This window comes from Streptomyces natalensis ATCC 27448 (assembly GCF_000935125.1).
In the GTDB taxonomy this organism is placed as follows: domain Bacteria; phylum Actinomycetota; class Actinomycetes; order Streptomycetales; family Streptomycetaceae; genus Streptomyces; species Streptomyces natalensis.
This window is the reverse complement of sequence record NZ_JRKI01000029.1, coordinates 710,903-735,695: the sequence shown is the minus strand read 5'-3', so window position 1 is coordinate 735,695 and position 24,793 is coordinate 710,903. Positions and strand designations below refer to the sequence as shown.

General features: G+C 71.5%; 25 protein-coding genes and 1 pseudogene. 13 read left to right on the top strand and 13 right to left on the bottom strand.

The features are described 5' to 3' along the window. Nucleotides 1-208 precede the first annotated feature (208 nt). Both SNA_RS22740 and SNA_RS22735 read right to left on the bottom strand, forming a co-directional pair. Nucleotides 209-901 (bottom strand): response regulator, encoded by a 693-nt coding sequence (locus tag SNA_RS22740; protein ID WP_030071242.1) that lies wholly within the window; start codon nucleotides 899-901, stop codon nucleotides 209-211. Nucleotides 902-1,010: 109 nt separating this feature from the next. Next, the gene (locus tag SNA_RS22735) at nucleotides 1,011-2,783 is read right to left on the bottom strand and encodes a sensor histidine kinase (RefSeq protein ID WP_044366407.1); all 1,773 of its coding nucleotides are present in this window, start codon (nucleotides 2,781-2,783) and stop codon (nucleotides 1,011-1,013) included. 257 nt (nucleotides 2,784-3,040) lie between these two features. On the opposite strand from SNA_RS22735, the gene SNA_RS22730 reads away from it, so the two are divergent. Genes SNA_RS22730 through SNA_RS22720 form a run of 3 tightly spaced genes read left to right on the top strand, consistent with a single transcriptional unit; the run spans nucleotide 3,041 to nucleotide 5,784 of the window. Then, nucleotides 3,041-3,856, top strand: coding sequence for an ABC transporter ATP-binding protein (locus SNA_RS22730; RefSeq protein WP_030071248.1), 816 nt, complete (start codon nucleotides 3,041-3,043; stop codon nucleotides 3,854-3,856). Continuing rightward, on the top strand, nucleotides 3,846-4,712 hold the full coding sequence (locus SNA_RS22725) for an ABC transporter permease (RefSeq protein WP_030071252.1): 867 nt from the start codon (nucleotides 3,846-3,848) through the stop codon (nucleotides 4,710-4,712). Before SNA_RS22730 ends, SNA_RS22725 begins: the two co-directional genes overlap by 11 nt. Nucleotides 4,713-4,749: 37 nt before the next feature. After that, complete coding sequence (locus SNA_RS22720; RefSeq protein WP_030071254.1) at nucleotides 4,750-5,784, top strand: ABC transporter substrate-binding protein; 1,035 nt, start codon at nucleotides 4,750-4,752, stop codon at nucleotides 5,782-5,784. 42 nt (nucleotides 5,785-5,826) lie between these two features. Here SNA_RS22720 and SNA_RS22715 read toward each other — a convergent pair whose 3' ends face one another. Further along, complete coding sequence (locus SNA_RS22715) at nucleotides 5,827-7,095, bottom strand: acyl-CoA dehydrogenase family protein (RefSeq protein ID WP_044366404.1); 1,269 nt, start codon at nucleotides 7,093-7,095, stop codon at nucleotides 5,827-5,829. Nucleotides 7,096-7,322: 227 nt separating this feature from the next. Continuing rightward, the gene (locus SNA_RS22710; protein ID WP_030071256.1) at nucleotides 7,323-7,781 is read right to left on the bottom strand and encodes an RrF2 family transcriptional regulator; all 459 of its coding nucleotides are present in this window, start codon (nucleotides 7,779-7,781) and stop codon (nucleotides 7,323-7,325) included. A 556-nt stretch (nucleotides 7,782-8,337) separates the two neighbouring features. Here SNA_RS22710 and SNA_RS22705 point away from each other — a divergent pair. After that, nucleotides 8,338-9,237, top strand: coding sequence for a glutathione S-transferase C-terminal domain-containing protein (locus SNA_RS22705; protein WP_063894099.1), 900 nt, complete (start codon nucleotides 8,338-8,340; stop codon nucleotides 9,235-9,237). Nucleotides 9,238-9,345: 108 nt separating this feature from the next. Here the strand turns inward: SNA_RS22705 and SNA_RS22700 are convergent, their stop codons facing one another. Then, nucleotides 9,346-10,281 (bottom strand): universal stress protein, encoded by a 936-nt coding sequence (locus SNA_RS22700; RefSeq protein WP_044366402.1) that lies wholly within the window; start codon nucleotides 10,279-10,281, stop codon nucleotides 9,346-9,348. A 346-nt stretch (nucleotides 10,282-10,627) separates the two neighbouring features. Between SNA_RS22700 and gvpO the strand changes: the two genes are divergently transcribed. The 4 genes from gvpO (at nucleotide 10,628) to SNA_RS40255 (ending at nucleotide 12,386) form a co-directional block, all read left to right on the top strand. After that, on the top strand, nucleotides 10,628-10,849 hold the full coding sequence (gene gvpO / locus SNA_RS44215) for a gas vesicle protein GvpO (protein WP_241779785.1): 222 nt from the start codon (nucleotides 10,628-10,630) through the stop codon (nucleotides 10,847-10,849). Between the two features lie 38 nt (nucleotides 10,850-10,887). Next, nucleotides 10,888-11,784 carry a GvpL/GvpF family gas vesicle protein gene (locus SNA_RS22685; RefSeq protein WP_044366400.1) on the top strand — a complete coding sequence of 299 codons (897 nt, stop codon included), beginning with the start codon at nucleotides 10,888-10,890 and terminating at the stop codon, nucleotides 11,782-11,784. Beyond that, nucleotides 11,781-12,116, top strand: a complete 336-nt coding sequence (gene gvpK, locus SNA_RS44210; RefSeq protein ID WP_052808963.1) for a gas vesicle protein GvpK — start codon at nucleotides 11,781-11,783, stop codon at nucleotides 12,114-12,116. Before SNA_RS22685 ends, gvpK begins: the two co-directional genes overlap by 4 nt. Before the next feature lie 96 nt (nucleotides 12,117-12,212). After that, nucleotides 12,213-12,386, top strand: coding sequence for a CsbD family protein (locus SNA_RS40255; protein ID WP_078970105.1), 174 nt, complete (start codon nucleotides 12,213-12,215; stop codon nucleotides 12,384-12,386). Nucleotides 12,387-12,735: 349 nt separating this feature from the next. Here the strand turns inward: SNA_RS40255 and SNA_RS42655 are convergent, their stop codons facing one another. Then, nucleotides 12,736-12,891, bottom strand: a complete 156-nt coding sequence (locus SNA_RS42655) for a DUF6131 family protein (RefSeq protein WP_241779797.1) — start codon at nucleotides 12,889-12,891, stop codon at nucleotides 12,736-12,738. A gap of 152 nt (nucleotides 12,892-13,043) precedes the next feature. Continuing rightward, a complete protein-coding gene (locus SNA_RS22675; RefSeq protein WP_030071269.1) occupies nucleotides 13,044-13,823 on the bottom strand; it encodes an aminotransferase class IV family protein in 780 nt (259 codons plus the stop codon). Between the two features lie 251 nt (nucleotides 13,824-14,074). Here SNA_RS22675 and SNA_RS22670 point away from each other — a divergent pair, with 251 nt between their 5' ends. Both SNA_RS22670 and SNA_RS22665 read left to right on the top strand, forming a co-directional pair. Beyond that, a complete protein-coding gene (locus SNA_RS22670) occupies nucleotides 14,075-14,410 on the top strand; it encodes a putative quinol monooxygenase (protein ID WP_030071270.1) in 336 nt (111 codons plus the stop codon). Between the two features lie 89 nt (nucleotides 14,411-14,499). Then, nucleotides 14,500-15,423 (top strand): LLM class F420-dependent oxidoreductase, encoded by a 924-nt coding sequence (locus tag SNA_RS22665; protein WP_030071271.1) that lies wholly within the window; start codon nucleotides 14,500-14,502, stop codon nucleotides 15,421-15,423. A gap of 69 nt (nucleotides 15,424-15,492) precedes the next feature. Here the strand turns inward: SNA_RS22665 and SNA_RS22660 are convergent, their stop codons facing one another. From SNA_RS22660 to SNA_RS22640, 5 genes are all read right to left on the bottom strand, one after another. Continuing rightward, a complete protein-coding gene (locus SNA_RS22660; RefSeq protein WP_044366399.1) occupies nucleotides 15,493-17,028 on the bottom strand; it encodes a GMC family oxidoreductase in 1,536 nt (511 codons plus the stop codon). A gap of 231 nt (nucleotides 17,029-17,259) precedes the next feature. Then, nucleotides 17,260-18,042, bottom strand: coding sequence for a GNAT family N-acetyltransferase (locus SNA_RS22655; RefSeq protein WP_030071275.1), 783 nt, complete (start codon nucleotides 18,040-18,042; stop codon nucleotides 17,260-17,262). A gap of 276 nt (nucleotides 18,043-18,318) precedes the next feature. Next, nucleotides 18,319-20,559 (bottom strand): xanthine dehydrogenase family protein molybdopterin-binding subunit, encoded by a 2,241-nt coding sequence (locus SNA_RS22650; RefSeq protein WP_044366397.1) that lies wholly within the window; start codon nucleotides 20,557-20,559, stop codon nucleotides 18,319-18,321. Further along, on the bottom strand, nucleotides 20,556-21,617 hold the full coding sequence (locus tag SNA_RS22645; RefSeq protein WP_078970104.1) for an FAD binding domain-containing protein: 1,062 nt from the start codon (nucleotides 21,615-21,617) through the stop codon (nucleotides 20,556-20,558). The genes SNA_RS22650 and SNA_RS22645 overlap by 4 nt, the downstream gene beginning before the upstream one ends. 11 nt (nucleotides 21,618-21,628) lie before the next feature. Then, complete coding sequence (locus tag SNA_RS22640; RefSeq protein ID WP_044366395.1) at nucleotides 21,629-22,180, bottom strand: (2Fe-2S)-binding protein; 552 nt, start codon at nucleotides 22,178-22,180, stop codon at nucleotides 21,629-21,631. A 247-nt stretch (nucleotides 22,181-22,427) separates the two neighbouring features. On the opposite strand from SNA_RS22640, the gene SNA_RS22635 reads away from it, so the two are divergent. From SNA_RS22635 to SNA_RS45040, 3 genes and pseudogenes are all read left to right on the top strand, one after another. Beyond that, nucleotides 22,428-22,733 carry an SHOCT domain-containing protein gene (locus tag SNA_RS22635; protein ID WP_030071287.1) on the top strand — a complete coding sequence of 102 codons (306 nt, stop codon included), beginning with the start codon at nucleotides 22,428-22,430 and terminating at the stop codon, nucleotides 22,731-22,733. A 23-nt stretch (nucleotides 22,734-22,756) separates the two neighbouring features. Then, a pseudogene (locus SNA_RS45045) lies at nucleotides 22,757-23,023 on the top strand (GNAT family N-acetyltransferase); the annotation flags it as partial. Nucleotides 23,024-23,235: 212 nt separating this feature from the next. After that, nucleotides 23,236-24,045 carry an ATP-binding protein gene (locus SNA_RS45040; protein ID WP_338059814.1) on the top strand — a complete coding sequence of 270 codons (810 nt, stop codon included), beginning with the start codon at nucleotides 23,236-23,238 and terminating at the stop codon, nucleotides 24,043-24,045. 14 nt (nucleotides 24,046-24,059) lie between these two features. On the opposite strand, the gene SNA_RS38470 is transcribed toward SNA_RS45040, so the two are convergent. Beyond that, nucleotides 24,060-24,752 carry a transglycosylase SLT domain-containing protein gene (locus SNA_RS38470; RefSeq protein ID WP_051877500.1) on the bottom strand — a complete coding sequence of 231 codons (693 nt, stop codon included), beginning with the start codon at nucleotides 24,750-24,752 and terminating at the stop codon, nucleotides 24,060-24,062. Between the last annotated feature and the right edge of the window lie 41 nt (nucleotides 24,753-24,793).

Here is a 24,793-nt window from a genome sequence, read left to right as displayed (position 1 = left end):
TCCTCTCCTCACCTTGCGGCCCCGCCCGCTCCCGGAGCGGTCGCCAACGCGGGGCAGCGGCGGCTGCGTCGTACGGTCCGCTGAACAGGCCCTCTCACCTGCCGGTACGGAGAGCAAGCCACCTACACCATGTGCATAAATCGTGCCCCGGTTCCTGTCAAGATGCTCCGAATTCGTGGCAAATGGGCCGTATGGCAGGGGCCCGCCGTCACCGCCCCCTCGCCCATCGGTATCGGTGTTCCGGCCGCCCGGTGTCCCCGTATTTCAGGGTCAGGGTGATGTGCCCGGTGCGTTCGAGGTGTTTGAGGTAGCGCTGGGCGGTGGAGCGGCTGACGCCGGCGCGGGCGGCCACCTCGTGGGCGGACAGGGGGTGGGCGGCCCCGCCGAGGACCTGGCGGACGAGGTCCACGGTGGCCGCCGAGTGGCCCTTGGGAAGCTCCGTATACGGGGCCTCGGCGGTCCGCAGGGCGCCGAAGATGCGGTCCACCTGCTCCTGGCCGGCCTCGCCCCGCCCGCCGACGCCCGCAACGGTGCGGCGCAGCGCGGCATAGCCCTCCAGCTTGGCCCGCAGCCCGGAGTAGCCGAACGGCTTGACCAGGTACTGCAACGCGCCGCAGCGCATGGCGTCCTGCACGGTGGTCACATCGCGGGCCGCCGTCACCATGATCACGTCGGCGTGGTGGCCCAGCTGGCGCAGCCGCCGTACCAGGGTCAGACCGGTCTCGTCCGGCAGATAGTGGTCGAGCAGCACCAGGTCGACAGGGGTGCGCTCCAGGGCCGCCAGCGCCTGGGCGGCGGTATGGGCCCGGCCCGTGACGCGGAAGCCGGGGACCTGGGCCACATAGGCGGCGTTGATCTCGGCGACATGGAAGTCGTCGTCCACGACCAGGACGTCGATCACGGTGGCGTCACTCATGCGCCGGCCTCGCTCCGCTCGGCCCGCACGCTTTCGAGGTGCGCGCACCTCTCGATGCTTCGCTCGCTTCGCTCACTCATGGGTCCTCCCTCGGTCAGCGTGGTTCGCCGGCGGCCGTGAGCCGGGCGTCCGCCGTGGCGGCGGCGCCCGGAGCGTGCGCGGTCCCGTCCCGGGCGAGGGCCTCGGGCAGGACGACGGTGAAGACCGCGCCGCCGCCCGCGCGGGCGGTCACCCGGGCCCTGCCGCCGTACCGCTCGGCGAGCCGGCGCACCAGGGCGAGGCCGATGCCCCGCCCGCGGTGCGCGGAGGCGGCGGCCTTGGTGGACCAGCCCTCGGCGAAGATCCGCTCGCGCAGCGCGGGCGGCACGCCGGGGCCGGTGTCCGCGACCCGCAGGACGGCCGTGCTGCCCTCGGCCCGCAGCTCCACCTCGACGAACGGCTCGGCGAGCGGCCCGGTGCCCGGCCCCGTACCGGGCTCGACACCGGGCCCCGCACCCGGCTCGGCACCCGGTTCGGCGAACGGCCCGGCGAACGGCCCGGCGGGCCCGGCCCGCCGGGGCGCCGCGACGGCGTCCAGCGCATTGTCGAGAAGATTGCCCAGCACGGTCACCAGATCGCGCGGATCGACCACCGCATCGGGCAGCAGCGTCGCGGCCGACACCCGCAGCGCCACCCCGCGTTCGGCCGCGATGGCGGCCTTGCCGACGAGCAGGGCGGACAGCAGCGGATCGTGCACCCGCTCGGCGATCTCCTCCGCGGACGCCCGGTGGGCGCCGGCCACCTCGGCCACGAATGCCACGGCCTTCTCGTACCGGCCCAGCTCCAGCAGCCCGCGCAGCGTGTGCAGCTGGTTGGCATGCTCGTGGTCCTGCGCGCGCAGCGCATCCAACAGGCCCTGGGTACTGTCCAGTTCGCGCCCGAGCAGCTCCAGCTCGGTACGGTCGCGCAGGGTCACCACCGCTCCGTCGTCCCGCGTCGGCACCCGGTTGGCGACCAGCACCCGCCCGCCGCTGACGGCCAGCAGATCGGCCCCGGACACCCGCCCCGACAGCACGTCCGCCGTCCGGCCCGGCGCCAGCACCTCGTCCGGCGTCCGTCCGGCGGCCGTCGCCGCATCGAGGCCGAGCAGCCGGGCGGCCTCGTCGTTGACCAGCCGGATCCTGCCGTACCGGTCACAGGCCACCACCCCCTCACGGATGCCGTGCAGCATCGCCTCGCGCTCCTCCAGCAGCGCGGAGATATCGGCGAACGCGACACCGTGCGTACGCCGCCGCAGGGTCCGCGAGACGGCGAGCGTCGCCAGGACGCCGACGGCCAGCGCCGCGCCCGTATACCGCAGCAGCCCCGGGATGCTGCCGAGCAGCCGCCCGCGCACACTGTCGTACGCGATCCCGACCGACACCGCGCCCACGATCCGCCCGCGCCCGTCCCGCAGCGGCACCTTGGCCCGGGCCGACCGCCCCAGCGTGCCGGTGTCGATCTGCCGGACCTCGCGCCCGGCGAGCGGACGGCTGGGGTCGGTCGAGACATGCCGCCCGATCTCGGCGGGGTTCGGATGCGACCAGCGCACGCCGCGGGTGTCCATCACCACGATGTACAGCGCCCTCGTCGCCGTACGGATCCGCTCCGCGTCCGCCTGCACCGGCCCGCGCGGATCCGGCCCCGTGGCCACCAGCTCCCGCGCCAGATCCGGATCGGCCGCCGTGGTCTGGGCGATCGACAGCGCCCGCCGCATCGCCTGGTCGTCCAGCTCCGCGCCGAGCGGGGCGAGGAACAGGCCGGTGGCCAGGACCATCACCCCCGTGGTGATGACCACCTGTGCGGTCAGGACCTGCGCGAAGATCCGACGGGGCCGACGCATCCGCATCCCTGCCTCCCTCGTCTCCCGGTACCACCGCACCGCACCGCGCCGTCCCGGCCCGCCGCGCCCCCGCGGAAGCGAATCTTCCGCATGTCGGCGCGATGACCGCACCGTAAGCCGTCGGTGAGCGGTTGCCCACCCCTCGGTCACGCTTCGGTCGTTCTAGCGTGAGCAAAACGAGCACAACAGTGCTTGCGCGCAGAAAGACGCTTGCGCCCACAAGACTGCCGCCGCCGGCCCCCTCGCTCCTAGCCTCCCGGCCCATGAACAGCCACCACGTCCCCGCGATCGAACTGCGGGGAGCGAGCAAGGCGTTCCGGACCCCGTCCGGCGCGCTGCACACCGCCGTCCGCGATCTCGACCTGGTCGTCGAACGCGGCGAATTCGTCGCCGTCGTCGGGCCCACCGGATGCGGCAAATCCACCAGCCTGACGCTGATCAGCGGCCTGGAGGAGCCCACCTCCGGTGACGTCCTGGTCGCCGGCGAGCCGGTCCGCGGCATCGGCGACCGGACCGGTTTCGTCTTCCAGCAGGACGCGGTCTTCCCCTGGCGCACCGTCCTGTCGAACGTGATGGCCGGGCCCCGCTTCCGCGGCGTACCCAAGGACCGGGCCAGGGAGCGGGCGCGCGAATGGCTCGCCCGCGTCGGGCTGGCGGCCTTCGAGGACCGCTATCCGCACCAGCTCTCCGGCGGCCAGCGCAAACGCGTCGCCCTCGCCGCGACCTTCGTCAACGACCCCGAACTCCTGCTCATGGACGAGCCGTTCTCCGCCCTCGACGTCCAGACCCGGGCGCTGATGTCGGACGAACTCCTCGACCTGTGGTCGGACACCGGCGCCTCGGTCGTCTTCGTCACCCACGACCTGGAGGAGTCGATCGCCCTCGCCGACAAGGTGGTGGTGATGACCGCCGGCCCGGCCACCGTCAAGGAGGTGTTCGCCATCGACCTGCCGCGCCCGCGCCGGGTCGAAGAGGTCCGGCTGGAGCCCCGGTTCGTGGAGATCTACCGGGAGATCTGGTCCTCGCTCGGCGAAGAGGTACGGATCACCCGTGAAAGGGGCGCCACCCATGCCGCATGAGTCCGTGGTCCTCGGCGCCCCCGCCGCCGTCCGTACCGACCGCACCCAGGCCAGGGCGCGCGCCGCCCGCAACCGCACCCTGCTCGTCCACGGCACCCGGGTCCTGCTCCTCGTCGGCCTCCTCGCCCTCTGGGAAGGGCTGGCCCGCGCCGCCGTCATCGACCCGTTCAACTTCTCGATGCCCTCGAAGATCTGGGACCAGATCACCCAGTGGGCGATCGACGGCACGCCCCAGGGCTCCCTGTGGGAGCAGATCTGGTACACGCTCTACGAGGCGCTGTTCGGCTGGATCATCGGCGTCATCGGCGGTGTGGTGCTGGGCATCGCCCTCGGCCGGATCCGGTTCCTGGCCGATGTGCTCGGCCCGTACATCAAGGTCCTCAACGCACTGCCGAGGATCGTCCTCGCGCCGATCTTCCTCATCTGGTTCGGCCTCGGCCCGGCCTCCAAGGTCGCCTCCGCCGTCGTCCTCGTCTTCTTCCCGGTCTTCTTCAACGCCTTCCAGGGCGCCCGGGAGGTCGACCGCAACCTGGTCGCCAACTCCCGGATCCTCGGCGCGAGCAACCGCCAGGTCACCCTCCAGGTGGTGATCCCCTCCGCCACCTCCTGGATCTTCACCAGCCTGCACGTCAGCTTCGGCTTCGCCCTGATCGGCGCGATCGTCGGCGAGTACATCGGCGCCACCAAGGGCCTGGGCCTGCTGGTCTCCGCCTCACAGGGCACGTTCAACGCGGCCGGTGTCTACGCCGCCATGGCGATCCTCGCCGTCGTCGCCCTGCTCGCCGAGGGCCTGCTCGCCTTCCTCGAAAAGCGCCTCTTCCGCTGGAAGCCCGCCGACACCTCCGCCGACCGCTGAACCCCCGACCCCGCCCCTGACCCCCAAGGACGTGACCATGCGTACCCCGCTCAAGCTGTCGGCCGCCGCTGCCGCCACGCTGCTCGCCCTCACCACCCTGACCGCCTGTGGCGGCGGTTCCCCGGCCGGCGCCGACGCCAAGGACGGCGGCATCAAGATCATGGTGGGCGGCCTCGACAAGGTCATCTACCTCCCCGCCAGACTCACCCAGCAGCTCGGCTACTTCAAGGACGAGGGCCTCGACGTCACCCTCCTCACCGAACCCGCCGGCGTCCAGGCCACCACCTCCCTCGTCTCCGGCGATGTCCAGGGCGTCGTCGGCTTCTACGACCACACCCTCGACCTTCAGGCCAAGGGCAAGCAGGTGGAATCGGTGGTACAGCTCGCGCACGCCCCCGGCGAGGTCGAAGTCGTCTCCCGCAAGGCGGCCGGTAGCCTCGCCTCACCCAAGGACTTCAAGGGACAGAAACTCGGCGTCACCGGCCTCGGCTCGTCCACCGATTTCCTCACCAAATACCTCGCGGTCAAGAACGGCGTACCGACGAACTCCTTCACCCCGGTGGCGGTCGGCGCGGGCCAGACCTTCCTCTCCGCGCTCCAACAGGGCTCCATCCAGGGCGGAATGACGACCGACCCCACCGTCGCGCAGCTCGTGAACAAGAACCTCGGCAAGGTCCTCGTCGACATGCGCACCCCCGAGGGCTCCCGGCAGGCGCTCGGCGGCCCGTACCCCTCCTCCAGCCTCTATATGAACACCGACTGGGTGAACAGCCACAAGGAGACGGTCCAGAAACTCACCAACGCCTTTGTGAAGACCCTCAAGTGGATGTCCACCCACACTCCCGAACAGATCGCGGCCAAAATGCCCGCCGACTACGCCCAGGGCGGTGAGCAGCTGTATGCCCAGGCCATCAAGGACACCCTGCCGATGTTCACCAAGGACGGCGTGATGCCGGCGGACGGGCCCGCCACCGTCGAACGCGTCCTGAAGTCCTTCAACCCGAATCTGAAGAACGCGACGGTGGATCTGACGAAGACCTACACGACGGAATTCGCCAAGAAGGCGGGCTGAACGGAGCCGGACCAACCGGCGCGCCCACGCCGGCCCTGCCGCTCAGATCCCCAGCGGCAGGGCCGGATCCGTGCCGTTCAGGTAGTGGTCGCCGATGTCGCGGAGGCTGTGGGTGGGGGAACACTGGGCGGTCAGGACGCGTGCATTGCGCCAGAACCGGTCGAAGCCCGGACCGTCGGTGGGGGAGTCGGCGCCGCCCGCCAGCTCCATGACGCGGGTGGTGATCTGGAGGGCGGACGCGCCGGTGACGGCCTCGGCCGCGGCGACGAGTACGGCGATATCGGCACGCTGGTCGACGCCGAGTGCCGGGCCCAGGAGCAGCCCCCTCGCCAGGGCCTCCGTCGCCGGTTCGACGACCGCCGCGGCGGTGTGGGCAGCGGTCACCAACTCCCCGTAGGCGAGGAGGAGATAGGGATCCCGGCCCGGACGGTCCGGGTAGCCGCCGTCGTCCGCGGCCGCGCCGGACCAGCCGTGCGGCGTGGCCCGGCTGACATCCCGCGCCTCGGCCAGTGCGCCTTCGGCGGCGCCCAGGGCGACATGGGCCAGCGCCAGCCGCAACGCCAACGGGGCGAGCGAGGCGAAGGGGGAGAGGGCGTGCTCGTCGCGGGGGACGGCGCCGAGTACCTGGTCCCCGGGAATCCGTACGTTGTCGAACCCGATGTCGCCCGCTCCGGCCAGCCGCTGCCCGAGCCGGTCATGCGCCGGGACGGCCGTTACGGCGGGATGGGCCGGGTCCACGGACACGATCAGCGCGTCGCCGGTCTCGCCGCAGCGCGCGCCGAGGACCAGGCGGTCGGCGACGGTCACGCCCGTGGCCAGGCTTTTGTGCCCGGTGAGGACGTATCCGCCGGGGGCGGGCGTGAGGGTGAGATCGGCGTCCGTCGGGGAGGCCGGCTCCGGCTCCGGGATGTCGGTGCTGCCGGCCCAGAGCCACTGCCCCTCGGCCGAGAGCAGTTCGAGGCGTTCCGCGCGCTCCGGGGTGCCGAAGAAGCGGGGGGACCAGGACAGGACGTAGTGGCGGGCGAGGACTTCGGCGATGGAGCTGTCGGCCGCCGCGATCTCGCGGAGGACCGCACAGGCCGTACGCCAGTCACTGCCCCTGCCCAGCGGGCCGGCGGGCAGCAGCCGGGCCGGCAGACCGGCCTCGCGCAGCCGCGAGAGCTCGTCGAAGGGAGGCTTGCCCGCCCGGTCACGGGCGAGCGCGTCGACGGCCAGGTCATCGGCGATCTCCCGGGTGACGCGGAGCCAGATGCCGTCCTCCGCCGCGGTGGGCGGCGCCGGGGCGGGGCGGGCTGCGGACTCTTTCGGCATGGCGCCGTTCACCGTCCTGTCGGGGGAGGTGGGCCGGCGGTCATCCCGGCTTCCCTAGTTTTCCCACTGGATTAATAGGGATTAAGCATGCTTGCGGACTCCGGGAGGGGCAAGGGGTGTTCAAGGGGTGGACAGTTGGGGTCGGGATCCGGACGCGAGGTCGCGGGGGCAGAGGTCTCCGTCGTGCCTGTGGCGCCCTGCCTCGCCGTCCGGTCTCTACGGGTTCGTCACGGGTTTGTCCATGAGGCGGGGTCCTCGCTCAGCGCGGACACCAGGGCGGGCAGCTCGGCGGCGGCGACATCCGCCAGCGACACACCGTCGAGGATCTGCCGGACGTTGGCCCGCAGCGCGATCCACAGGGGGAGCAGCGACTCGGCCGGCCCGCTGTACGACAGCTCCGGCGGGCGTACGCCGCGTACCGACACCAGCGGTCCGTCCACGACGCGGATGACGTCCGCGATGCTGATGCTCTCCGGGGGCTTGGCCAGCCGGTACCCGCCGTTGCCGCCGCGCTGACTGAGGACGAGACCGCCGCGGCGCATGTCGTTGAGGATGCCTTCGAGGAATTTGTGCGGAATCTCCTGAGCGTCCGCAATGGCCTCGGCCTTGAGCGGCCCCGCATCCCGGACATCAGCGAGTTGCAGCGCGGCTCGCACCGCATAGTCCGCCCTGGCTGAAATCCGCATGGGGGCATTATCCCGCAAGGGCGCGGGCGGGTGGTCGGGTGTGCGCTCTTGACGCCGTTCGACGGCGGCTCGACACTCGGGGGCGGGAACCTAGTGAACGGGTGGGAATTCATGGGGCGTACGGTGCCGGACACCGACCGCGCGGCCCGCGCGGCCCGGCCTTTTTCCCTGCTCACCGCGCTTCCCCTCCCGATGTCGCGCCCGCCGCTGACGTCGCTTCCGCTGCTCACCTCGCGACGGCACATCGACCTTCTGCGTGTGTGCAGCGCGGCAAGTTCCGCTTCCTGATGCGCGTGAGGCGGTAGCGGGTCGGCTCGGCGTGGGCTCGGGTCCGATGCCGACGTGACGTCGATCCACCTCTACGGCGGCCCCTACCGCCCGTCCGCTTCCGTCGGTTCTGCGGGCCCTGCCGGCGTGGCGGCCTACCGGCCTACTGATCCCTCCCTCGGGACCTGCCCGCCGTACGCCGCCCCACGCGTCCTCACCTCCGCCGCCACCTCCGCCGTCCTCACCTCACCCGTCCCCACATCACCCGTCCACACCCCAGGGAGTCCACATGACCGCCACCTCTGCTGCGACCGCCATGTCTCCCACCCCCCACCGCACCGCCGTACCCCCGCTCCGCGGCCGGATCGGCGGCGACCCGCGCAGCGGCCACTACGCCGCGCCGCACCGCTACCGCCTCCACCTCTCGCCCGCCTGTCCGGACTGCCTGCGGATCGCCATCACCCACAGCCTCCTGGAGCTCGGCGACACCCTCCCGGTGACGCTGCTGCCCGCCGTCCCCGACAGCCCGGACGGTGAATACGCCGCGCTGCGACCGCTGTACGAGGCCAGCTCGCACCAGTACCCCGGACCGGCCGCGGCGCCGGCGCTGAGCGACGGATGGACGGGGCGGATCGTCAGCACCCACGCGCCCGACATCGCGCGTGACCTGGCCGAGCGGTTCGGCGAGCGTGGCCCGGTGCTGTATCCGTGCCGTGCCCGCAACGCCCTTGAGGAGATCAGCCGGCTCTGTGCGTACGGCATCCACGAGGCCGCGCAGAACGCCGGCCGGCTGGGCGCGGACAGCCCGGAGTACGAGACGGCGTTGGGCACCCTGCTCGGCGCGCTGGGCTCGTTCGAACGGCGACTGGCCGACCGGGACCACGTACTGAGCGGCGAACTCACCTCGGCCGACGTCGAGTTGTGGGTGGCCCTGGTCCAGCTCGACACCGTGCACCGCTGGCACCTGGACGCCGCGGCGGTGCACCGCATCGCAGGCCACCGGCGGCTGTGGTCGTACGCCCGCCGCCTGGCCGCGCGCCCCGCGTTCGGCGCCCACCTCGACCTGGACGGCATCGCACGCCGCCATCACGCCCGTTGCCGTGGGCAGGAGGCCGCCGGGGCGGCGGTACAGATCGTGGACTGGACGGCGGCGCGCCGTTCGGGGCCGGTGACGCCCAGCTTCGGCTGAGTGGAGACGGACGGGGCGCAGGGCGGGCCTCCTTGACCCGAGGGGAAGCCGAGGCTGACGAAGACCGCTACGAGGACGAAGAGGAATGACGGCGGCTTCCCCGGCCGCCTACCCGCGCCCGCGCCCGCCCCCGCCGTCCGCCAACGGGACCGCCGCCGACGGCACCACCGCCACCGGGCACGCCGCGCTGCGCAGGGTTTCGGCGCTCACCGACCCCAGCACCAGCCGCCGCAGGCCACCGCGGCCATGGGAGCCGACGACCAGCAGTGCGGCGCGGCGACCGGCCTCTCGCAGGAGGGTGGCGGGGCGGACGCGCTCGACCCGTACGTGGACCCGTAACCCGGGGTGGCTGTTACGTCGCTTGGCGGTTTCGGCCTCCAGGAGGAGCCGGGCCGCATCGTCGGGGGCCCGATAGTCGGGTGGCACCAGCCCCGGGCCGACGGGGGTCTCGCCGGGGTGGAAGGCGGCATGCAGCAACTCCAGTCGTGCGCCCCGGAGTTCGGCTTCGGTGAAGGCGAGGTCCAGAGCCTCGTCGGAGACGGGAGAGGTGTCGCAGACGTCGACACCGACGACCACCCGATTTTCCGGAGCCTCGGGGGCTTCGCGCGGCGGTATGACGATGACCGGACAGGGCGCATGTGCGGCCACGTGGCGGCCGACCGACCCCAGGGGAAGCCGGGGTAGGCCGCCGCCTCCTTGATGTCCGAGGACCAGGCGCGACGCCCCGTGCGAGCGGCTCAGCAGGGCGTCGGCAGTCCGGCCGTGCGTCGTTTCCCTACATACCGTCAAGCCGGGGAACTCCGTACGCATCAGGGATGCGAGGGCTTCGAGGGTGTCCTCGGCCGGATCCGCCAACGGCCCCGCCGGGCCCGCCCGTTCGGCGATATGCAGGAGGTGCAGTGGACGGTGGTGCAGCCCCGCGTGCAGTGCGGCGTGCCGGGCCACCCGCAGCCGGTCGCCCCCTCCGCCGATGCCCGCCAGGACGGGGCGGCCTGCTACGGGGCGGTGTGCGGTGGGACGGTCTGCTGTGACAATGCCGTTCATCAGGGTGCTTCTCCTGCTCTTTCTGCTCGTCCTGCTGGCTCTGCTTGTCCTGCTCCTGCTCGTGCTCCTGCTCCTAAAGCGTTGTCGGCGGTGCCTGCTACCCGTGACTTCCGGGGTTCAAGGCGGTGTGGATCGGCCGTTGTCCGCGGGCCTCACCGCCCTGTGTTCGCCCGCTGACGTGATGTGACGCGGAGCTGGGACGTGGCGTGGAGTCGCGCATGGCGCCGTGCCTGCCGTACACCCTGCGTGCCCGCTTCATCCCGATAAGCTCTGAAACGAGCCGTATACCATGGAATGGCGCCTCTTGACGATGGCGCGGGCAGCATGTCGTCTCCGATTCCGCGTGATGGCGAGCTACCGGGTGACGCCCGACGAGGAAGGCTCATTGGTGGTGTATGAGCGCACCCGTCGCTACACCCGAGGGCAGAGCAACCCGGATTCCGGCGAGGACGAGGAGGAGGGCGACCAGGGGAAGGAGTGGGAGCGGGTGCACCGGACACGGCACAAGGAGCCCGCGGAGAGGCAGGAACGGTCGTCCCGTCGGCCGACCCGGCAGCGAAAGGAATGAGCCCGAAGGGAATGAGCCCGTAAGGGACGAGGTGAGCGATGACCGAGCCGACCGCCCAGGATGCGCTCACCTACGCCTACGGAGTGGCTCGGGATGCCCACGAAGCGTTGGCCGACGTGCTCTCCGGGCTCCGCGGCGTGGCGGATGCGCCGCTCCACCTGGTGCGCGGGGGAGCGGACCATGACGTGGTGGTCGCGGTGAGCCCGGTGCCCGCCCAGGACTTCCGGGAGGCCGCACTGCATGCGCACCTGGAGGACCTGGACTGGCTGGAATCGGTCGCTCGCGCCCATCACCGGGTGATCGAGGCGCTGGCCGCGCGCACGACCGTGCTGCCCCTCCGGCTGGCGACCGTCTATCTGGACGACGACCGGGTACGGCGCATGCTCGACGCCCGCCGGGAGGCGTTCGCCGAGCGGCTGTCGGCCCTGGCGGGACACGAGGAATGGGGCGTCAAGATCTACGTCGAGATGCCCGCGACGGCCGAAGCCCGGTCCGAACCGGCCGGTCGGGCCCCGGGCCCGGAGCCCGACCCGGCCCCGGACCCCGGCCGCGCCTACCTCAGCCGGCGCCGGGCGCAGCACCGGGTGCGCGAGGACACATACCGGGAGGCCGAACGGGCCGCCGAGCGCGTCGAGGCCGCGGCCCGTGACCATGCGGTCGACCGGGTCCAGCATCGCCCGCAGCAGGGCGAACTCGCGCAGGGGCCCGGCGAGAACGTCGTCAACGACGCCTATCTCGTGCCGCTGGAGCACGCCGCGGACTTCCGTGCCGCCGTACGGAGGGCCGCCGACGGCCTCCCAGGGATCCAGGTGGACGTCACCGGCCCCTGGGCGCCGTACTCCTTCATCGCGACCACGCACGATGAGCCGTTGCCCGATGAGTCCCCGCCCGATGAGCCGTCGCAGGGCGGGCAGCCGCAGGGAGCCGCGCCATGACGGCGGCCGAGGGGCGCCTGCCGGAGGTGGGCCCGGCAGCGGGGCTCCCGGCGGCGGACCGGCCGCTCAGGGACCGGCCGCTTCAGGAAAGACCGCTCCCGGACCGACCGCTCCCGGACCGGCCGCTCGCGGACCGGCAGATCGCGCTGATCGATCTGCTGGACCGATTGCTCGGCGGAGACCTCACCGAGGAGCAGGAGGAACACCTGGGATCGACGCTGATGATCCTCCACGACCGCATGATCGAACTCTGTGCCCGATACGACCTTTCCCTCAAAGACCTCAATCTGGATCTCGGTCCGCTGGGCACCTTGCTGCCGCCGTCCGACTGAGCGCAGCGCGCAGCCCGTGCGGTGGTGAGACCGTTGTGGTGAGACAATTCAACCGGAATCCCCATGGTCCTACCGAAGCCTCTTAGGGAGTGCGATATGGGCATCGGAGAGAAGGCCAGGAACTTCGGCAAGATCGCCGAAGGAAAGACCAAGGAAAAGCTCGGCCACGCCCTCGGCAACGAGAACATGCAGTGGAAGGGCAGGGCCGAAAAGATCAAGGGCAAGATGAAGCACGCGGCGGAAAAGGCCAGGGACACGCTGAAGCACTGATGCGCCGGCCGGGCCGCCGGCTTCGGAACCGCCGTTGCGCACACGCGCACTTACGGCAGATCCCGCTGCCCGGCCACGATCTCCCGTACCGCCAGCAGGAACCGCTGGACCGTCGCCACCTCCGGGGCACCGAAGGAGTGCTTCGCCGGCTACCGGTTCGGATATCTGCTGCGCGCTCTGCCGCTGCTCCTCCGGCCCACCGCGGAGCGGCCGCGCGCCGCCATCTGCCGTATGTCGAGACGGCCATGGTCCCGGGCCTTTCACACCACGGGCATCCCATTCCTTCACGCGGCCGAGATCGACCGCCTGGTCCTGCAATTCCTGGAGAAACAACGGCCGTGACAACGCCCTACCAATAATGCCTGCGGCCACGGACCGCGTGTCCCATGGCGCCGAGGACCCACAGGATCGCCCCAATGACGGCGAGCACGATTCCGATGGTCCACAGGATTCCTATGCCCGTCAGAAACCCGACGATGAGGAGGATGATTCCGAGAATTATCACCATGCGCTCCGATCCACATACCCGTCCCCTTTCCACTTTCGTACCGGGCCACCACAACGGCAATCGGTGAACGGTGAACGGTGCGCCGGGCCGGGTTGCGGGTACGGTGCGTCACCCTCCGCCTCCGGCGCGCACACGCACGCCCGTCCGCATCAGACGGCGTCGCTAGGAATGCCCTCATAGCGCCGCCGGAGTTCCGCGAGTACCGGGTGTTCGGGGTCCAGGGGCAGGTCGTCGATGGCGGAGAGGGGGCGCACGCCGATTGCCGTGTTGGTGGCGAAGGCCGCGCGCAGGGTCGGCAGGTCGGCGGGGGTGAAGGGGCGGGTCAGTGACGGATATACGTCCTGGAGGAGGCGCATGGTGACTCCGGGAAGGACGCGCGCCTGCGGCCAGATGACACGGTCGTGGTCGTCGATGAATCCGACGTTCCAGGTGCCGCCCTCGGAGAAGGCGCCGGTCCCCGGCTCCGTGAACAGCGCATCGTCGAACCCGGCGCGCTGTGCGGCGCGCCGGACGGCCAGTTGCCCGAACAGCCCGACGTGTTTCACCTCGGGCAGGTCCCGCTGATACGCCCTCGTGGCGACGCGCAGGGGCGGGCAGGAGCGGGGAACGGGACGGCAGGTGGCCAGCAGGTGCGGCCGGGCGTCGGCCCCGGGACGGGCGACTCCCAGCTGCGGATCGAAGACCGTCACCCGGACCACGCACGACCCGGTCTGCCCGGAAGCCGCTTGGCGGATGGCGGAGCGGATCCGGTCCCGGTCCAGCTCCGCGTCGAAGACCGTCCGGCAGTCGTGGACCAGGCGATCGAGGTGCAGCGACAGCCCCTTGGCCCGCCCCTCGTCGACGCGGAGTGACGTGAAATGGCCGAAGTTGGTCAGGGCGAGCGCCTTGAGGTCGGTGAGGGAGAGCGGGGCGCCATTGAGGTGGTCCATTGGCTCAGTCTGGCATCGGCCCGCGCCGCACTCGTGCGGTACTCGCGCCGTACTCGCTCCGCACCCGCGCCAGGCAGGGCCGCAGGGGTATAAGGCATTTTGCCGGTGAAGGGGTCTTCCCGCATGATGATTGTTCCGCCGTGTGCGGAGTGGAAAGGCGGTTGGAAGAGCCGGAAAGGCATCACGCCGGCCCCAACCCCCAACCCCATTCATCCCCAACCCCATTCATCTGGGTAAGGAAGACCCCCCTCATGATCTTCATCACCGTGAAATTCACCGTCCGCCCCGAGCAGAGCGACAACTGGCTCGATCTCGTGGACGACTTCACCCAGGCCACGCGCCGCGAGCCGGGAAACATCTTCTTCGAATGGTCCCGGAGCGTGACGGACCCGCATCAGTTCGTGCTGGTCGAGGCGTTCCGCGATGGCGAGGCGGGCAAGGAGCACGTGGAGTCCGAGCACTTCAAGGCCGCGATGGAGGACATGTCGTACGCGGTCGCCGGCCGGCCGCAGATCGTCAGCACCGAGATTCCCGGGATGGACGGCTGGGGCGAGATGGGGGAGATCACTCCCCGCGAGCCGAAGTAGGCAGCGCCCGTTCGGCCTCGCGGGAAGACGCGGCAGCCGGAGTACGCGGCGGCGGGAATACGTGGCAATTGCCGTTCGTTCAGGCCGACATGACTGTGGGAGTAGCACTCAACGCCGCCGACGCCGACAACCAGATCGACGCCACCGTGCGGCTCGCCGCGCAGGCCGCCGAGGCGGGGCTGCGGTCGGCGTGGTTCGGGCAGACCTTCGGTGCCGATTCGCCGTTGCTGGCGGCGATCGTGGGGCGGGAGGTGCCTGCCCTCCAGGTGGGCACGTCCGCGATCCCCGTATTCGGGCGCCATCCGCTCGTCGTCTCCAGCCAGGCCCAGACCGCACAGGCGGCCACCCACGGCCGCTATCACCTGGGACTCGCGCTCGGCACCAAGCTGTTGACCGAATCCGGCTTCGGCATCCCCTTCGAGCGGCCGGTCGCCCGGCTGCGGGAATTCCTCACCGCGTTGCGTCAGCTGACCGAGACCGGCGCCGCCGACTTCCACGGAGAGCTGCTCACCGCGACCACCCCGATTCCCGCCCGTGTACCGGGCGCGGAGGCCGGTGTACCACTGCTCGTCGCCGCGATGGGGCCGCAGGCGCTGCGGGCGAGCGGGGAGCTGGCGGACGGGATCCTGCCGTATCTCGCCGGTCCCCGCGCGCTGGCGGAGCACATCGTTCCGGCCGTCACCGCGGCGGCGGAGGCGGCCGGCCGTCCCGCGCCGCGGATCGTGGCGCTGGTCAACGGCGTGGTGACGGACGACATCGACGCCGTACGGGAAAAGGCCGCCGAACAGCTCGCGTTCTACGAGCAGATACCGTCCTACGCGCGGGTCATCGAGCTCTCCGGCGGCGAACGGGCCGTCGATGTGGCCGTCATCGGTGACGAGAAGACGGTCGCCGCCGAGGTGCAGCGGTACCGCGACGCCGGGGCGACGGAGGTGGTCTTCGGTGGCACGGAGATCGCCGGGGATGCCGACCGGCGCCGGACCTGGGCCCTGCTGGGGGAGTTGGCGGGCTGAGGGAGGGGCAGGCCGGGGCGCCGCCGGTCGGTGGCACCCCGGCCCCTGGCGGGTCCCCGCCCCGTTGCTCTACGCCCTCGCGCCCCGGATCAGGTCGGCGGCCTTCTCCGCGATGACGATCGTCGCCGGGTTCGTATTGACGGAGACGATCGTCGGCATGACCGACGCATCCGCCACCCGCAGCCCCTCCAGGCCGTGGACGGTCAGGTCCGGGGCGACCACCGCATCCGGGCCCGTCCCCATGGCGCAACTGCCCACGGGGTGGAAGTACGTTCCGGTGGCGGCCGTCAGATAGCGGCGCAGGTCCGCCTCGTCGCTGACGGGTGCGCCCGGCAGCACCTCGCGCGCACCCCACCGTGCGAAGGGGCCGGTCGCCGCGATCTCGCGCGCCACCTCGATGCCGTGGAGCAGCCGCCGGATGTCCGGCTCCGCGCCGAGGAAGCCGGGGTCGATCAGCGGCGCCGTGTCCGGGTCGGCGTCGGCCAGGCGCACCGCGCCCCGGCTCTGCGGGACGGTGGCCACGCCGAAGGTGAAGCCGTTGGGCGGGGCCTGCATCGTGGGCGGGACGTACGGGAGATGAATGAACATCAGCTGCATGTCGGGTCCCGGCAGGGACGCGTCGCTGCGCCAGAGGAGCGAGGTTTCGCCCAGGTTGGTCCTGGGCGCGGGAACCGGCCGGCTCGCCTCGTAGACGACCGGGCAGAGCGGATGGTCGTGCAGATTGCGCCCGACGCCGGGCAGGTCGTGGCGGACCGCGATACCGGCCTGCCGCAGCTCGTCGGCGGGTCCGATGCCCGAGAGCAGGAGCAGCCGCGGTGAATCCACGGCGCCGGAGGCGACGATCACCTCGGCGCCGGCCCGTACGGTGACCGTCTCGCCCGCCCGCCGGAACTCCACCCCCGTACACCGGTTGCCGTCGAACAGGAGGCGCCGCGCGACGGCATCGGTCAGCACGGTCAGGTTCGGCCGCTCGGCGCGGACGGGGTGGAGATAGGCGTCGGCGGTGCTCTGCCGTCGGCCGTCGGTGATGCTCAGGTCGAGCCAACCGGCGCCCTCCTGGCCGGCGCCGTTGAAGTCGTCCGTCAGCGGATGGCCCGCGGCCACCGCGCCGTCGAGGAAGACCTGGGAGAGCGGGTTGGCCTCCTCGGGCGACGCGGGCGCCGGGCGCATCGGGCCGTTGTGGCCGCGGAACTTCGGGTCCCGGCCGGTCGTCGTCTCCATCCGGCGGAAGTACGGCAGGAGCGCATCGAAGTCCCACCCGGCGCATCCGGCCGCCGCCCAGCGGTCGTAGTCGTGACGGTGTCCGCGCAGGAAGACCATCGCGTTGATCGCGCTGCTGCCGCCGAGCGTGCGGCCGCGCGGATACGGGATCGCCCGCCCGTCGGCGCCGGGCTGCGGCACCGTGGTGTAGGCGTGGTCGACCTCGGTGCCCTGCAACGCGGGCCAGGCGGTGGGCGTGGCGAGCTCCGGCTTGGTGTCCGGCGGCCCCGCCTCCAGCAGCAGCACGGTGCGTGACGCGTCCTCGGACAGCCGAGCGGCCAGCACGCAGCCGGCCGACCCGGCGCCCACAACGATGTAGTCGAACTCCCCGGATCCCCCGTCCACCCCGGATCCGCTGTCTACCCCGGATAACCCGGATCCCTCGAAGTCCTTGAATTCCTTCGGCAAGGCGGTGTCCTCCCCTGTCGATCCGTCCGGATGACGGCTGTCACGCGGCCGTGGTCGATGTATGTCGATTGTGGCCGGGGCGTAGACGGCGGGGTCCCGAAATGAGGGATTGGGCTACGGGAGGACGGGCCGGCCGGGACGGGCCAGGGGACGGCCGCCGCTCGCCGGTCAGCGCGTCGGGGCGAGGCGTGCGGACACGCAGGGGTCCTCGTTGCGGTAGCCGAGGCGGGTGTAGAGCCGCTCGGCGGGGTTGTTGTCGGCGAGCTGCCAGAGCGTGCAGAAGCCGTGGCGGCGTACGGCGTACCGGGTCAGCCATGAGGTCAGCGCCGCGCCGAGCCCCTGGCCGCGCAGCCCGGCATCGGTCGCCACGGAGGCCATCAGCGGCGCACCACTGTCCCGCAGGCTGCTCAGGGCCCCGCAGGCCACCAGCCGCCCGTTCCCTTCCCCGTCACCGTCGTCGGCGCGGATACCGGCCCACAGGCTCACGTCCGAGGAACCGGGGCCGGTCGAATGGGCCGGGCTGTGCACCCGCAGAAAGGCGAGCAGTTCCTCGTGGTGGGACGCGTCGAACGCGATCACCCGCTCCTCCGCCGGATGGACGGGCGGCTCCTCCAGTGTCCAGCGGAAGACCCACTCCACGGCATCGGTGACCGGCAGATGCCGGCCGACCAGGGCATCCGTGCCGCGCGGTCCGGTGAACTCCCGTACGCGGTCGGGCAGGCCATGGGCGGCGCGGACGACGAGTCCGGCCGCCGCCTCGGCCTCGCCGACGCTCCACACATGGCCGCGCGCCTCGTCCAGCCAGGCGGCGGCGCCGTCGCCGGACCAGCTGATCCGGCCGGCCGGGCGCGGCCGCGCGGCGCCGAAGCGCAGCAGGGCGGCGCCGGCCCGCTGCTCCAGGCCCTGGCTGAACAGGTCCGCGGTCCGGGGGACAAGTGTCGTTGCCAGCATCGCTCTCTGAGGAAGGAAGGGGATCGGGGGCGGGCGACGGCCGTTCGGGCCCGCACGGCGCGCGGCCGCAACGGTGCGTCCCGGCGGATACGTCCGACAAGGCCGTCCGACGGATCCGACGGCTCGGCCGTCTGGTTTTTTTGGGGGATCCCGGCAGCGGCGCGCGCCCGCGCGCCCGGCCGACCGGGTCGGCCCACTGTGGCATACCGCCCCTGGCCCGGGGCAAATCGGGGCCTCACCTGGTGCAGATCGAGGGACGCGGAGCCGGTCCCCGCCTCAGAGCAGATCCTCGATGGTGATCGGGAGTTTGCGGATTCGGCGCCCGGTGGCGTGATGGATCGCATTGGCGATGGCCGCCGCGGCGCCCACCTGGCCGACCTCGCCGACGCCCTTGACGCCGAGCGGGTTGACGACCTTGTCCGCCACCTCGATGAGCTCGATGTCCACCTCGGGGGCATCGGCGTTGACCGGTACGAGGTACTCGCCCAGGCTGGAGGCGACCCAGCGGCCGCGGTGCGGATCCATGGCGTTGGCCTCAAGGAGGGCCTGGCCCAGCCCCCACAGCATGCCGCCCATCAGCTGGCTGCGGGCCGTCTTGGCATTGAGGACCCGGCCGGGGGCGAACGCGCCGACCATCCGGCGGACCCGGGCGAGGCCGAGGTCGGGATCGACCGCCACCTCGGCGAACTGCGCGCCGAAGGTCATCATCCCGTAGTGCGCGCTCTCCGGGGACGGGGACCACGCACCGGTCGCCTCGACATCGGGCAGGACGTTGCGGTGCAGCAGCTCGGCATAGCCCTCGCCGGTCTCCGGGGCGTCGCGCAGCATCATGCGACCGTCCCGTACGGTGACGGTGGCGGGATCCGCCCCGTGCAGCGGCGACTGGGCGTCCCCGATGGCCTGGGCCACCAGCTGGTTGCGCAGATTGGTCGCGGCGGTGTGCACGGCCGCGCTGATCATCCCCGCCCCCGAGGAGCCGACCGCCGCGGCGATCGTGGGCAGCGTGGTGTCGCCGCCCTCGAACCGGCACCGGTCCAGCGGCAGGCCGAGGGCGTCGGCGGTCACCTGGGTCATGACGGTGGCGACGCCGGTGCCGAAGTCGGGGGTCGCGGCCTGGACGACGGCGGTGCCGTCGGCGTACAGGCGGGCGCGGGCGCGCTGCGGGTTGTTGGGGCCGTAGACGGGATAGCCGGCGGTGGCCATGCCGTAGCCGAGGAGCCGGCGGCCGTCGCGGTGGGAGCGCGGTTCGGGGTTGCGCCGGTGCCAGCCGAAGCGTTCGGCGCCGCGCCGGTAACACTCCTTGAGGCCGGTGCTGGACCAGGGGTTGCCGGTGTTGGGGTCCATGTCGGTGTAGTTGCGCAGCCGCAGGTCGATGGGGTCGATGCCCAACTGGTGGGCGAGGTCGTCCATCGCCGTTTCCAGCGCGTACATTCCGGATGCCTCACCGGGGGCCCGCATGAAGGTGGGCGTCATGGTGTTGGCGCGGACCAGCCGGTAGACGCCCTCGTAGTGCGGGCAGGCGTAGATCTGCGAGGCGACGCCGAGGGACGGCTCGGCCCAGTCGTCGAAGGGCGAGGTGGGCGAGAGCTTGTGGTGCCGCAGCGCGGTGAGCCGGCCGTCCTTGTCCGCGCCCAGCGTGATGCGCTGCTCCTGCTCCTCCCGGTGGCCGACCGAGGTGAACATCTGCTCCCGGGTGAGGGCGAGTTTGACGGGGCGTTGGACGTGGCGGGCGGCGAGCGCGGCCAGCGCGGGATGCGCCCAGATCATGGCCTTGCAGCCGAAGCTGCCGCCGACGTAGTGGGAGATGACATGCACCTTCGACGGGGTCAGGCCCAGCAGTGCCGCGACGGTGAGCTGGGTGGCCGCCACGCCCTGGGTGGCGTCGTAGAGGGTGAGCTGGTCGCCGTCCCAGGCCGCGGTGGTGGCGGAGGGCTCGATGGGGTTGTGGTGGTTCGCGGCGAAGGTGTACGTCGCGTCGATGCGGACGTCGGCCCGGGCCAGCCCGGCCTCGATGTCGCCGCGGGTGTTCCGGCCGGGGACGAAGCCCCCGAAGATCGCCTCGGGCTCGTACGCCTCCTCGCGCGCCTGGTCGAGGGTGGTGACCGAGGGCGTCTCCGCGTACGCGATGCGCAGCAGGGCGCCCGCGTGCTGGGCGCGTTCCAGGGTGTCGGCGACGACGAGGGCGACGGGCTGGCCCGCGTAGTGCACGACGTCGTCCTGGAAGGGGAAGAAGGTCTGTCCCGGGGCGGGCATACCGGCGAGGGACGGGATCAGCGGCGGCTGCGCGGCGGCCTTGGGGAGGTTCTCGTGGGTCAGGATCGCCAGCACGCCGTCGGCCTGGAGCGCCTCGGTGGTGTCGATGCCGGTGATCCGGCCGCTCGCCGCGCGGGCACCCACCAGGACGGCATACGCCGTGGTGCCCGGGAGCATGTCTCCGGAGTAGTGCGCGCCGCCGGTGACCTTGTGGCGGCCGTCGACCCGGTCGGTGGGCTGTCCGATCGCGAGGGCGGTGGTCATGGCTGACCCTCCCTGCCGGGGTCCGTGTGCGTGTCCGTATCGGGAGCCGCGTCCGTCTCCGTACCGGAGGGCGTGCCCGTACCGGTGAGGGTCTCCAGGATGCGGACCATCGTCCGCTGGGCGAGCTCGACCTTGAAGGCGTTGAGCGGCGTGGTGCGGGCGGAGGCGAACTCCGCACCGGCGGCCCGCCGGAAGGTCCCGGTGCCGGCGGGCGCCCCGCGCAGCACGTCCTCCGCGTGCCGGGCCCGCCACGGCTTGGTCGCCACTCCGCCCAGCGCCAGCCGTACGTCGGCGATGACACCGTCGTGGAGGGTCACCGCGGCCGCGACCGAGGCCAGCGCGAACTCGTACGATTCGCGGTCGCGGACCTTCAGATACCGCGAGGTGCGGGCCATCGGCGTCCCCGGCACCTCGATCCCGACCACCAGCTCGCCGTGCTCCAGCGGATGCTCCAGATGCGGGGTGGCGCCCGGCAGCAGGAAGAAGTCGTCGATCGCGTAGACCCGCCGGCCGTGCGGTCCCTCGGTGTGGATCCGGGCGTCGAGGGCCATCAGCGGGACCGCGACGTCCGAGGGGTGGGTGGCGATGCAGTGCTCGCCGACGCCGAGAACGGCATGGCCGCGGTTGAAGCCGTCCAGGGCCGCACAGCCGCTGCCCGGGTCCCGTTTGTTGCACGGCGACGCCGCATCGCGGAAGTAGCCGCAGCGCACCCGCTGCATCATGTTGCCGCCCATGCTCGCCATGTGGCGCAGCTGTGCGGAGGCCCCGAGCTCCAGCGCCTCGGCGACCATCGGGAACCGCTCGCGTACGGAGGGCGCCTCGGCCACCTCGCTCATCCGGGCCAGGGCGCCGATGTACAGGCCGCCGTCCGGACGGTCCTCGATCTGGGCGAGGGGCAGATCGTTGATGTCCACCAGGCGGCGCGGCAGCAGTACGTTCTGGCGCAGCAGATCCACCTCGGTGGTGCCCCCGGCCAGGAAGTCGCTGGTGGGGTCCGCGGCTACGGCGGCGACCGCATCGGCGACGGCGTCCGCACGGGAGTAACTGATGGGCCGCACAACAGGGCTCCTTAGGTCTGGCCGTGGGACGGGTCCCGGCTCCGGTCACGGACCGTGCGGATGGCGGCCCGGATGTGGGGATAGGCGGCGCAGCGGCAGATGTTGCCGCTCATCCACTCGGCGATCTCGGCGTCATCGCCGTCGTGGCCCTCCTTGAGCAGCGCCACCGCGGACATGATCTGGCCGGGGGTGCAGTAGCCGCACTGGAAGGCGTCCTGCTCGATGAACGCGCTCTGCACGGCGTGCAGCTCGTCGCCCTGCGCCAGACCTTCGATGGTCGTCACCTCATGCCCCTCACAGGCGATGGCCAGCGTGAGGCAGGCCAGCACCCGGCGCCCGTCCACCCACACCGTGCAGGCGCCGCACGTCCCCTGGTCACAGCCCTTCTTCGCGCCCGTCATGGACAGCCGCTCGCGCAGGGCGTCCAGGAGGCTGACGCGTGGTTCGGCGTCGAAGGTGTGCTCGTCGCCGTTGACCGACAGCGTGATCTTCACCGGCTCGGGGCCGCGCTCCGGGAGAACGGCGGCCGCGGGCGCCCGCGAGGGGACGTGAGGGGCAGACACTGGCTCGCCTCCAAGGCACGTAGGCACGTAGGGCACGTAAGGCGTGCAGGGCGTGCAGGGCGTGCAGGGCGTGCAGGGCACGTAAGACAGGTGGGGCCCGTATCGCGCCCGGAGTTTTCATGCTGGTTCATGGACCCGGTGATCGCGACCCGACATCTGCGCCCGCGGCGGCGGGAGGCGAGAATTGAGCTGGGGCCCTTCGTGAGCGCTGGGCCCGCACCCTCCCTGACCTGGGAAGTGACGCGCGATGATGTATTGGTACGGCCATGGCGGCGGGGGCTGGGGCTGGTTTGCCATGATGCTCGGCATCGTTCTGTTCTGGGGGCTGATCATCCTGGTCGGCGTCCTGCTCTTCCGCGCTTTCGCCCGCCCGGCACCCCGCGACGGCGGCGGTGAACGCACCGGCTGGCACTTCGGCCCCGCATCCGGCGTCCCGCCCACCCCGGAGCGGATCCTCGCCGAACGCTATGCACGCGGTGAGATCGAGGACGAGGAGTACGAGCGCCGCCTGGCCACGCTCCGTTCGTCGCGGGGCGGACCGGCGGCGCCCTGAAGCGGCCGAGGGAGGTGACACCGATGTCTCCCTGGCGGGTTCGCACGCTGGACGAGGACGACCTCGATCAGGTGGTGCGCATCTGGGAGGAGTCGCGGGACACCACCGCGGATCCCGCCGTGAGCCTCGCGGAGGTGGTGAGCGCCCTCCAGGCGGATATGCCCGCTGTGGTGGCCGTGGTGGGGAAGGAGGTCGTCGGTGCGGCGGTCTCCTCCGTCGCCCAGGAGCGGGGCTGGGTGCTACGGCTGGCCATCGCCCGTCAGTGGCGCCGCCACGGCATCGGATCGGCCCTGCTGGCCGCCCTGGAGGAGCGTCTGGCGCGGGTGGGGGTACGGCGTATCGGGGCGCTGCTGCCGGAGGGTGAGGTCGGCGAGGACGCCTTCCGGAATTCCGGATACACCGGCCGGCCGGACCTGAGCTATTTCGAGAAACTGCTGACCGCGGATTCGGCCGAGGCCACCGTGCTCGACCAGCTCGACGGGGCGGTGCCGGAGGACGGCCTGTGGGAGCGCATCGCGGGGATGACCGCGGAGAAGACGCTGATCGAGCGCCGGCTGGTGCTGCCGCTCGAGAACCCCGAGGTCGCGGGGCTTTACCAGCTGGTGCCGCCGCGGGCGGTGGTGCTCTTCGGCCCCCCCCGGGCACGGGCAAGACCACGTTCGCACGGGCGGTGGCCTCCCGGCTGCGCTGGCCGTTCATCGAGGTGTTCCCGTACCAGCTCGCCGACGAGGCGCATGGGGTGGCGGCAGGGCTGCGACGGCTGTTCGCCCGTGTCGAGCATCTTCAGGAGGCCGTGCTGTTCTTCGACGAGGCGGAGGAGATCGCCTCCGAACGGCAGGACCCGACCAGCCTGGCCCATCGGGTGACCAATGAACTGCTCAAACTCATCCCGCAGTTCCGGCGGGGCGACCGTCGGCTGCTGATCTGTGCGACCAATGCGGTGCGCTCCCTGGACCCGGCCTTTCTGCGGCCGGGACGGTTCGACTATCTGATCCCGGTCGGCCCGCCCGACGCCGAGGCCCGCCGGGCCATTTGGATCCGTTACATCGGGCCGGACCGGGCGGCGGGCGTCGAGCTGAATGCGCTGGTCGAGGCCAGCGACCGCTTCACCCCCGCGGACATCGAGTACGCGGCACGTACCGCCGCGCAGACCGCCTTCGAGCGCCACCTGTCGGCCGACCCGCAGGAACCCCCGGACTCCACCCGGCTGACCGGCGATTACCTCCAGGCCATCGCCGGTACGCGCACCTCGCTCAGCGAGGAGGACATCCGGGCCTTCGACCAGGACCTGCGGTCGGCGGCCCGGGTCTGATGGCCGGTAACTCCTCAGTAGCCATGGGGCTTGAGATGCGGATTCGCCTGCTGGACGTGTGAGATGTCCCCGTATCGGTTCCAGATGTAGTTGATCGCCGCCGAAATGTTCGCCACCGGATCGTAGATCTGATCAGACGTACCCGCCTGGTGGTTATCGGCGAACGTTGTGGCGATGACCTGGGCATAACCGCGCGAACAATTGAGCGGTGCCCCGTCGGACTGATGGGTACCCGTGGCATTGCTGTCGGTCTTGTTCACCGCGTTCGGGTTGTAGGAGGACTCCCGGAGGATCAGGGTCAGCATATTCGCATCGTTTCCGACCCCGGTCACCCAGGTCGACGGCGCACCGGTCAGCTTGCATGCCTGTTTGGCGAAATCGCGGGCCGTGTCGATGTTCTGGGCGATCCCGTGGTTTTTCGTAAAGCGCACCGAGCCGGCGGTGATGGCTCCCGGATTCCGGCAGTCCACCGCGAATCCCGCTTTGTGGCCGAGCTTTGTCAGGGAACCGCATCCGGGGTTTCCATCGGCATCCTTGCCGTGGAATCCGAGCGACCCCTGCCAGGCGGCATACGCGGACCTGGTCTGGTCGTCGAACGTGCCCGTGGCGCCCTTTGGGAGGCTGAAATGGGCGGCGATCAGGGCTTCTTGAAGGGTCTTCACGTCGCTGTTCTGCTTGCCGAACCGGACGTTGAAAAGGTTGACCATCCTGGCTCCTACGGCAGGTTGTGTCGCACGTCGGAGGACGG

Excerpts from the sequence above, each read along its gene's own strand:
- SNA_RS22735 (WP_044366407.1), bottom strand. The coding sequence starts at position 2,783 with ATGCGGATGCGTCGGCCCCGTCGGATCTTCGCGCAGGTCCTGACCGCA.
- SNA_RS22730 (WP_030071248.1), top strand. The coding sequence starts at position 3,041 with ATGAACAGCCACCACGTCCCCGCGATCGAACTGCGGGGAGCGAGCAAG.
- SNA_RS22725 (WP_030071252.1), top strand. The coding sequence starts at position 3,846 with ATGCCGCATGAGTCCGTGGTCCTCGGCGCCCCCGCCGCCGTCCGTACC.
- SNA_RS22720 (WP_030071254.1), top strand. The coding sequence starts at position 4,750 with ATGCGTACCCCGCTCAAGCTGTCGGCCGCCGCTGCCGCCACGCTGCTC.
- SNA_RS22715 (WP_044366404.1), bottom strand. The coding sequence starts at position 7,095 with ATGCCGAAAGAGTCCGCAGCCCGCCCCGCCCCGGCGCCGCCCACCGCG.
- SNA_RS22710 (WP_030071256.1), bottom strand. The coding sequence starts at position 7,781 with ATGCGGATTTCAGCCAGGGCGGACTATGCGGTGCGAGCCGCGCTGCAA.
- SNA_RS22705 (WP_063894099.1), top strand. The coding sequence starts at position 8,338 with ATGACCGCCACCTCTGCTGCGACCGCCATGTCTCCCACCCCCCACCGC.
- SNA_RS22700 (WP_044366402.1), bottom strand. The coding sequence starts at position 10,281 with ATGAACGGCATTGTCACAGCAGACCGTCCCACCGCACACCGCCCCGTA.
- gvpO (WP_241779785.1), top strand. The coding sequence starts at position 10,628 with ATGGCGAGCTACCGGGTGACGCCCGACGAGGAAGGCTCATTGGTGGTG.
- SNA_RS22685 (WP_044366400.1), top strand. The coding sequence starts at position 10,888 with ATGACCGAGCCGACCGCCCAGGATGCGCTCACCTACGCCTACGGAGTG.
- gvpK (WP_052808963.1), top strand. The coding sequence starts at position 11,781 with ATGACGGCGGCCGAGGGGCGCCTGCCGGAGGTGGGCCCGGCAGCGGGG.
- SNA_RS40255 (WP_078970105.1), top strand. The coding sequence starts at position 12,213 with ATGGGCATCGGAGAGAAGGCCAGGAACTTCGGCAAGATCGCCGAAGGA.
- SNA_RS22675 (WP_030071269.1), bottom strand. The coding sequence starts at position 13,823 with ATGGACCACCTCAATGGCGCCCCGCTCTCCCTCACCGACCTCAAGGCG.
- SNA_RS22670 (WP_030071270.1), top strand. The coding sequence starts at position 14,075 with ATGATCTTCATCACCGTGAAATTCACCGTCCGCCCCGAGCAGAGCGAC.
- SNA_RS22665 (WP_030071271.1), top strand. The coding sequence starts at position 14,500 with ATGACTGTGGGAGTAGCACTCAACGCCGCCGACGCCGACAACCAGATC.
- SNA_RS22655 (WP_030071275.1), bottom strand. The coding sequence starts at position 18,042 with ATGCTGGCAACGACACTTGTCCCCCGGACCGCGGACCTGTTCAGCCAG.
- SNA_RS22650 (WP_044366397.1), bottom strand. The coding sequence starts at position 20,559 with ATGACCACCGCCCTCGCGATCGGACAGCCCACCGACCGGGTCGACGGC.
- SNA_RS22635 (WP_030071287.1), top strand. The coding sequence starts at position 22,428 with ATGATGTATTGGTACGGCCATGGCGGCGGGGGCTGGGGCTGGTTTGCC.
- SNA_RS38470 (WP_051877500.1), bottom strand. The coding sequence starts at position 24,752 with ATGGTCAACCTTTTCAACGTCCGGTTCGGCAAGCAGAACAGCGACGTG.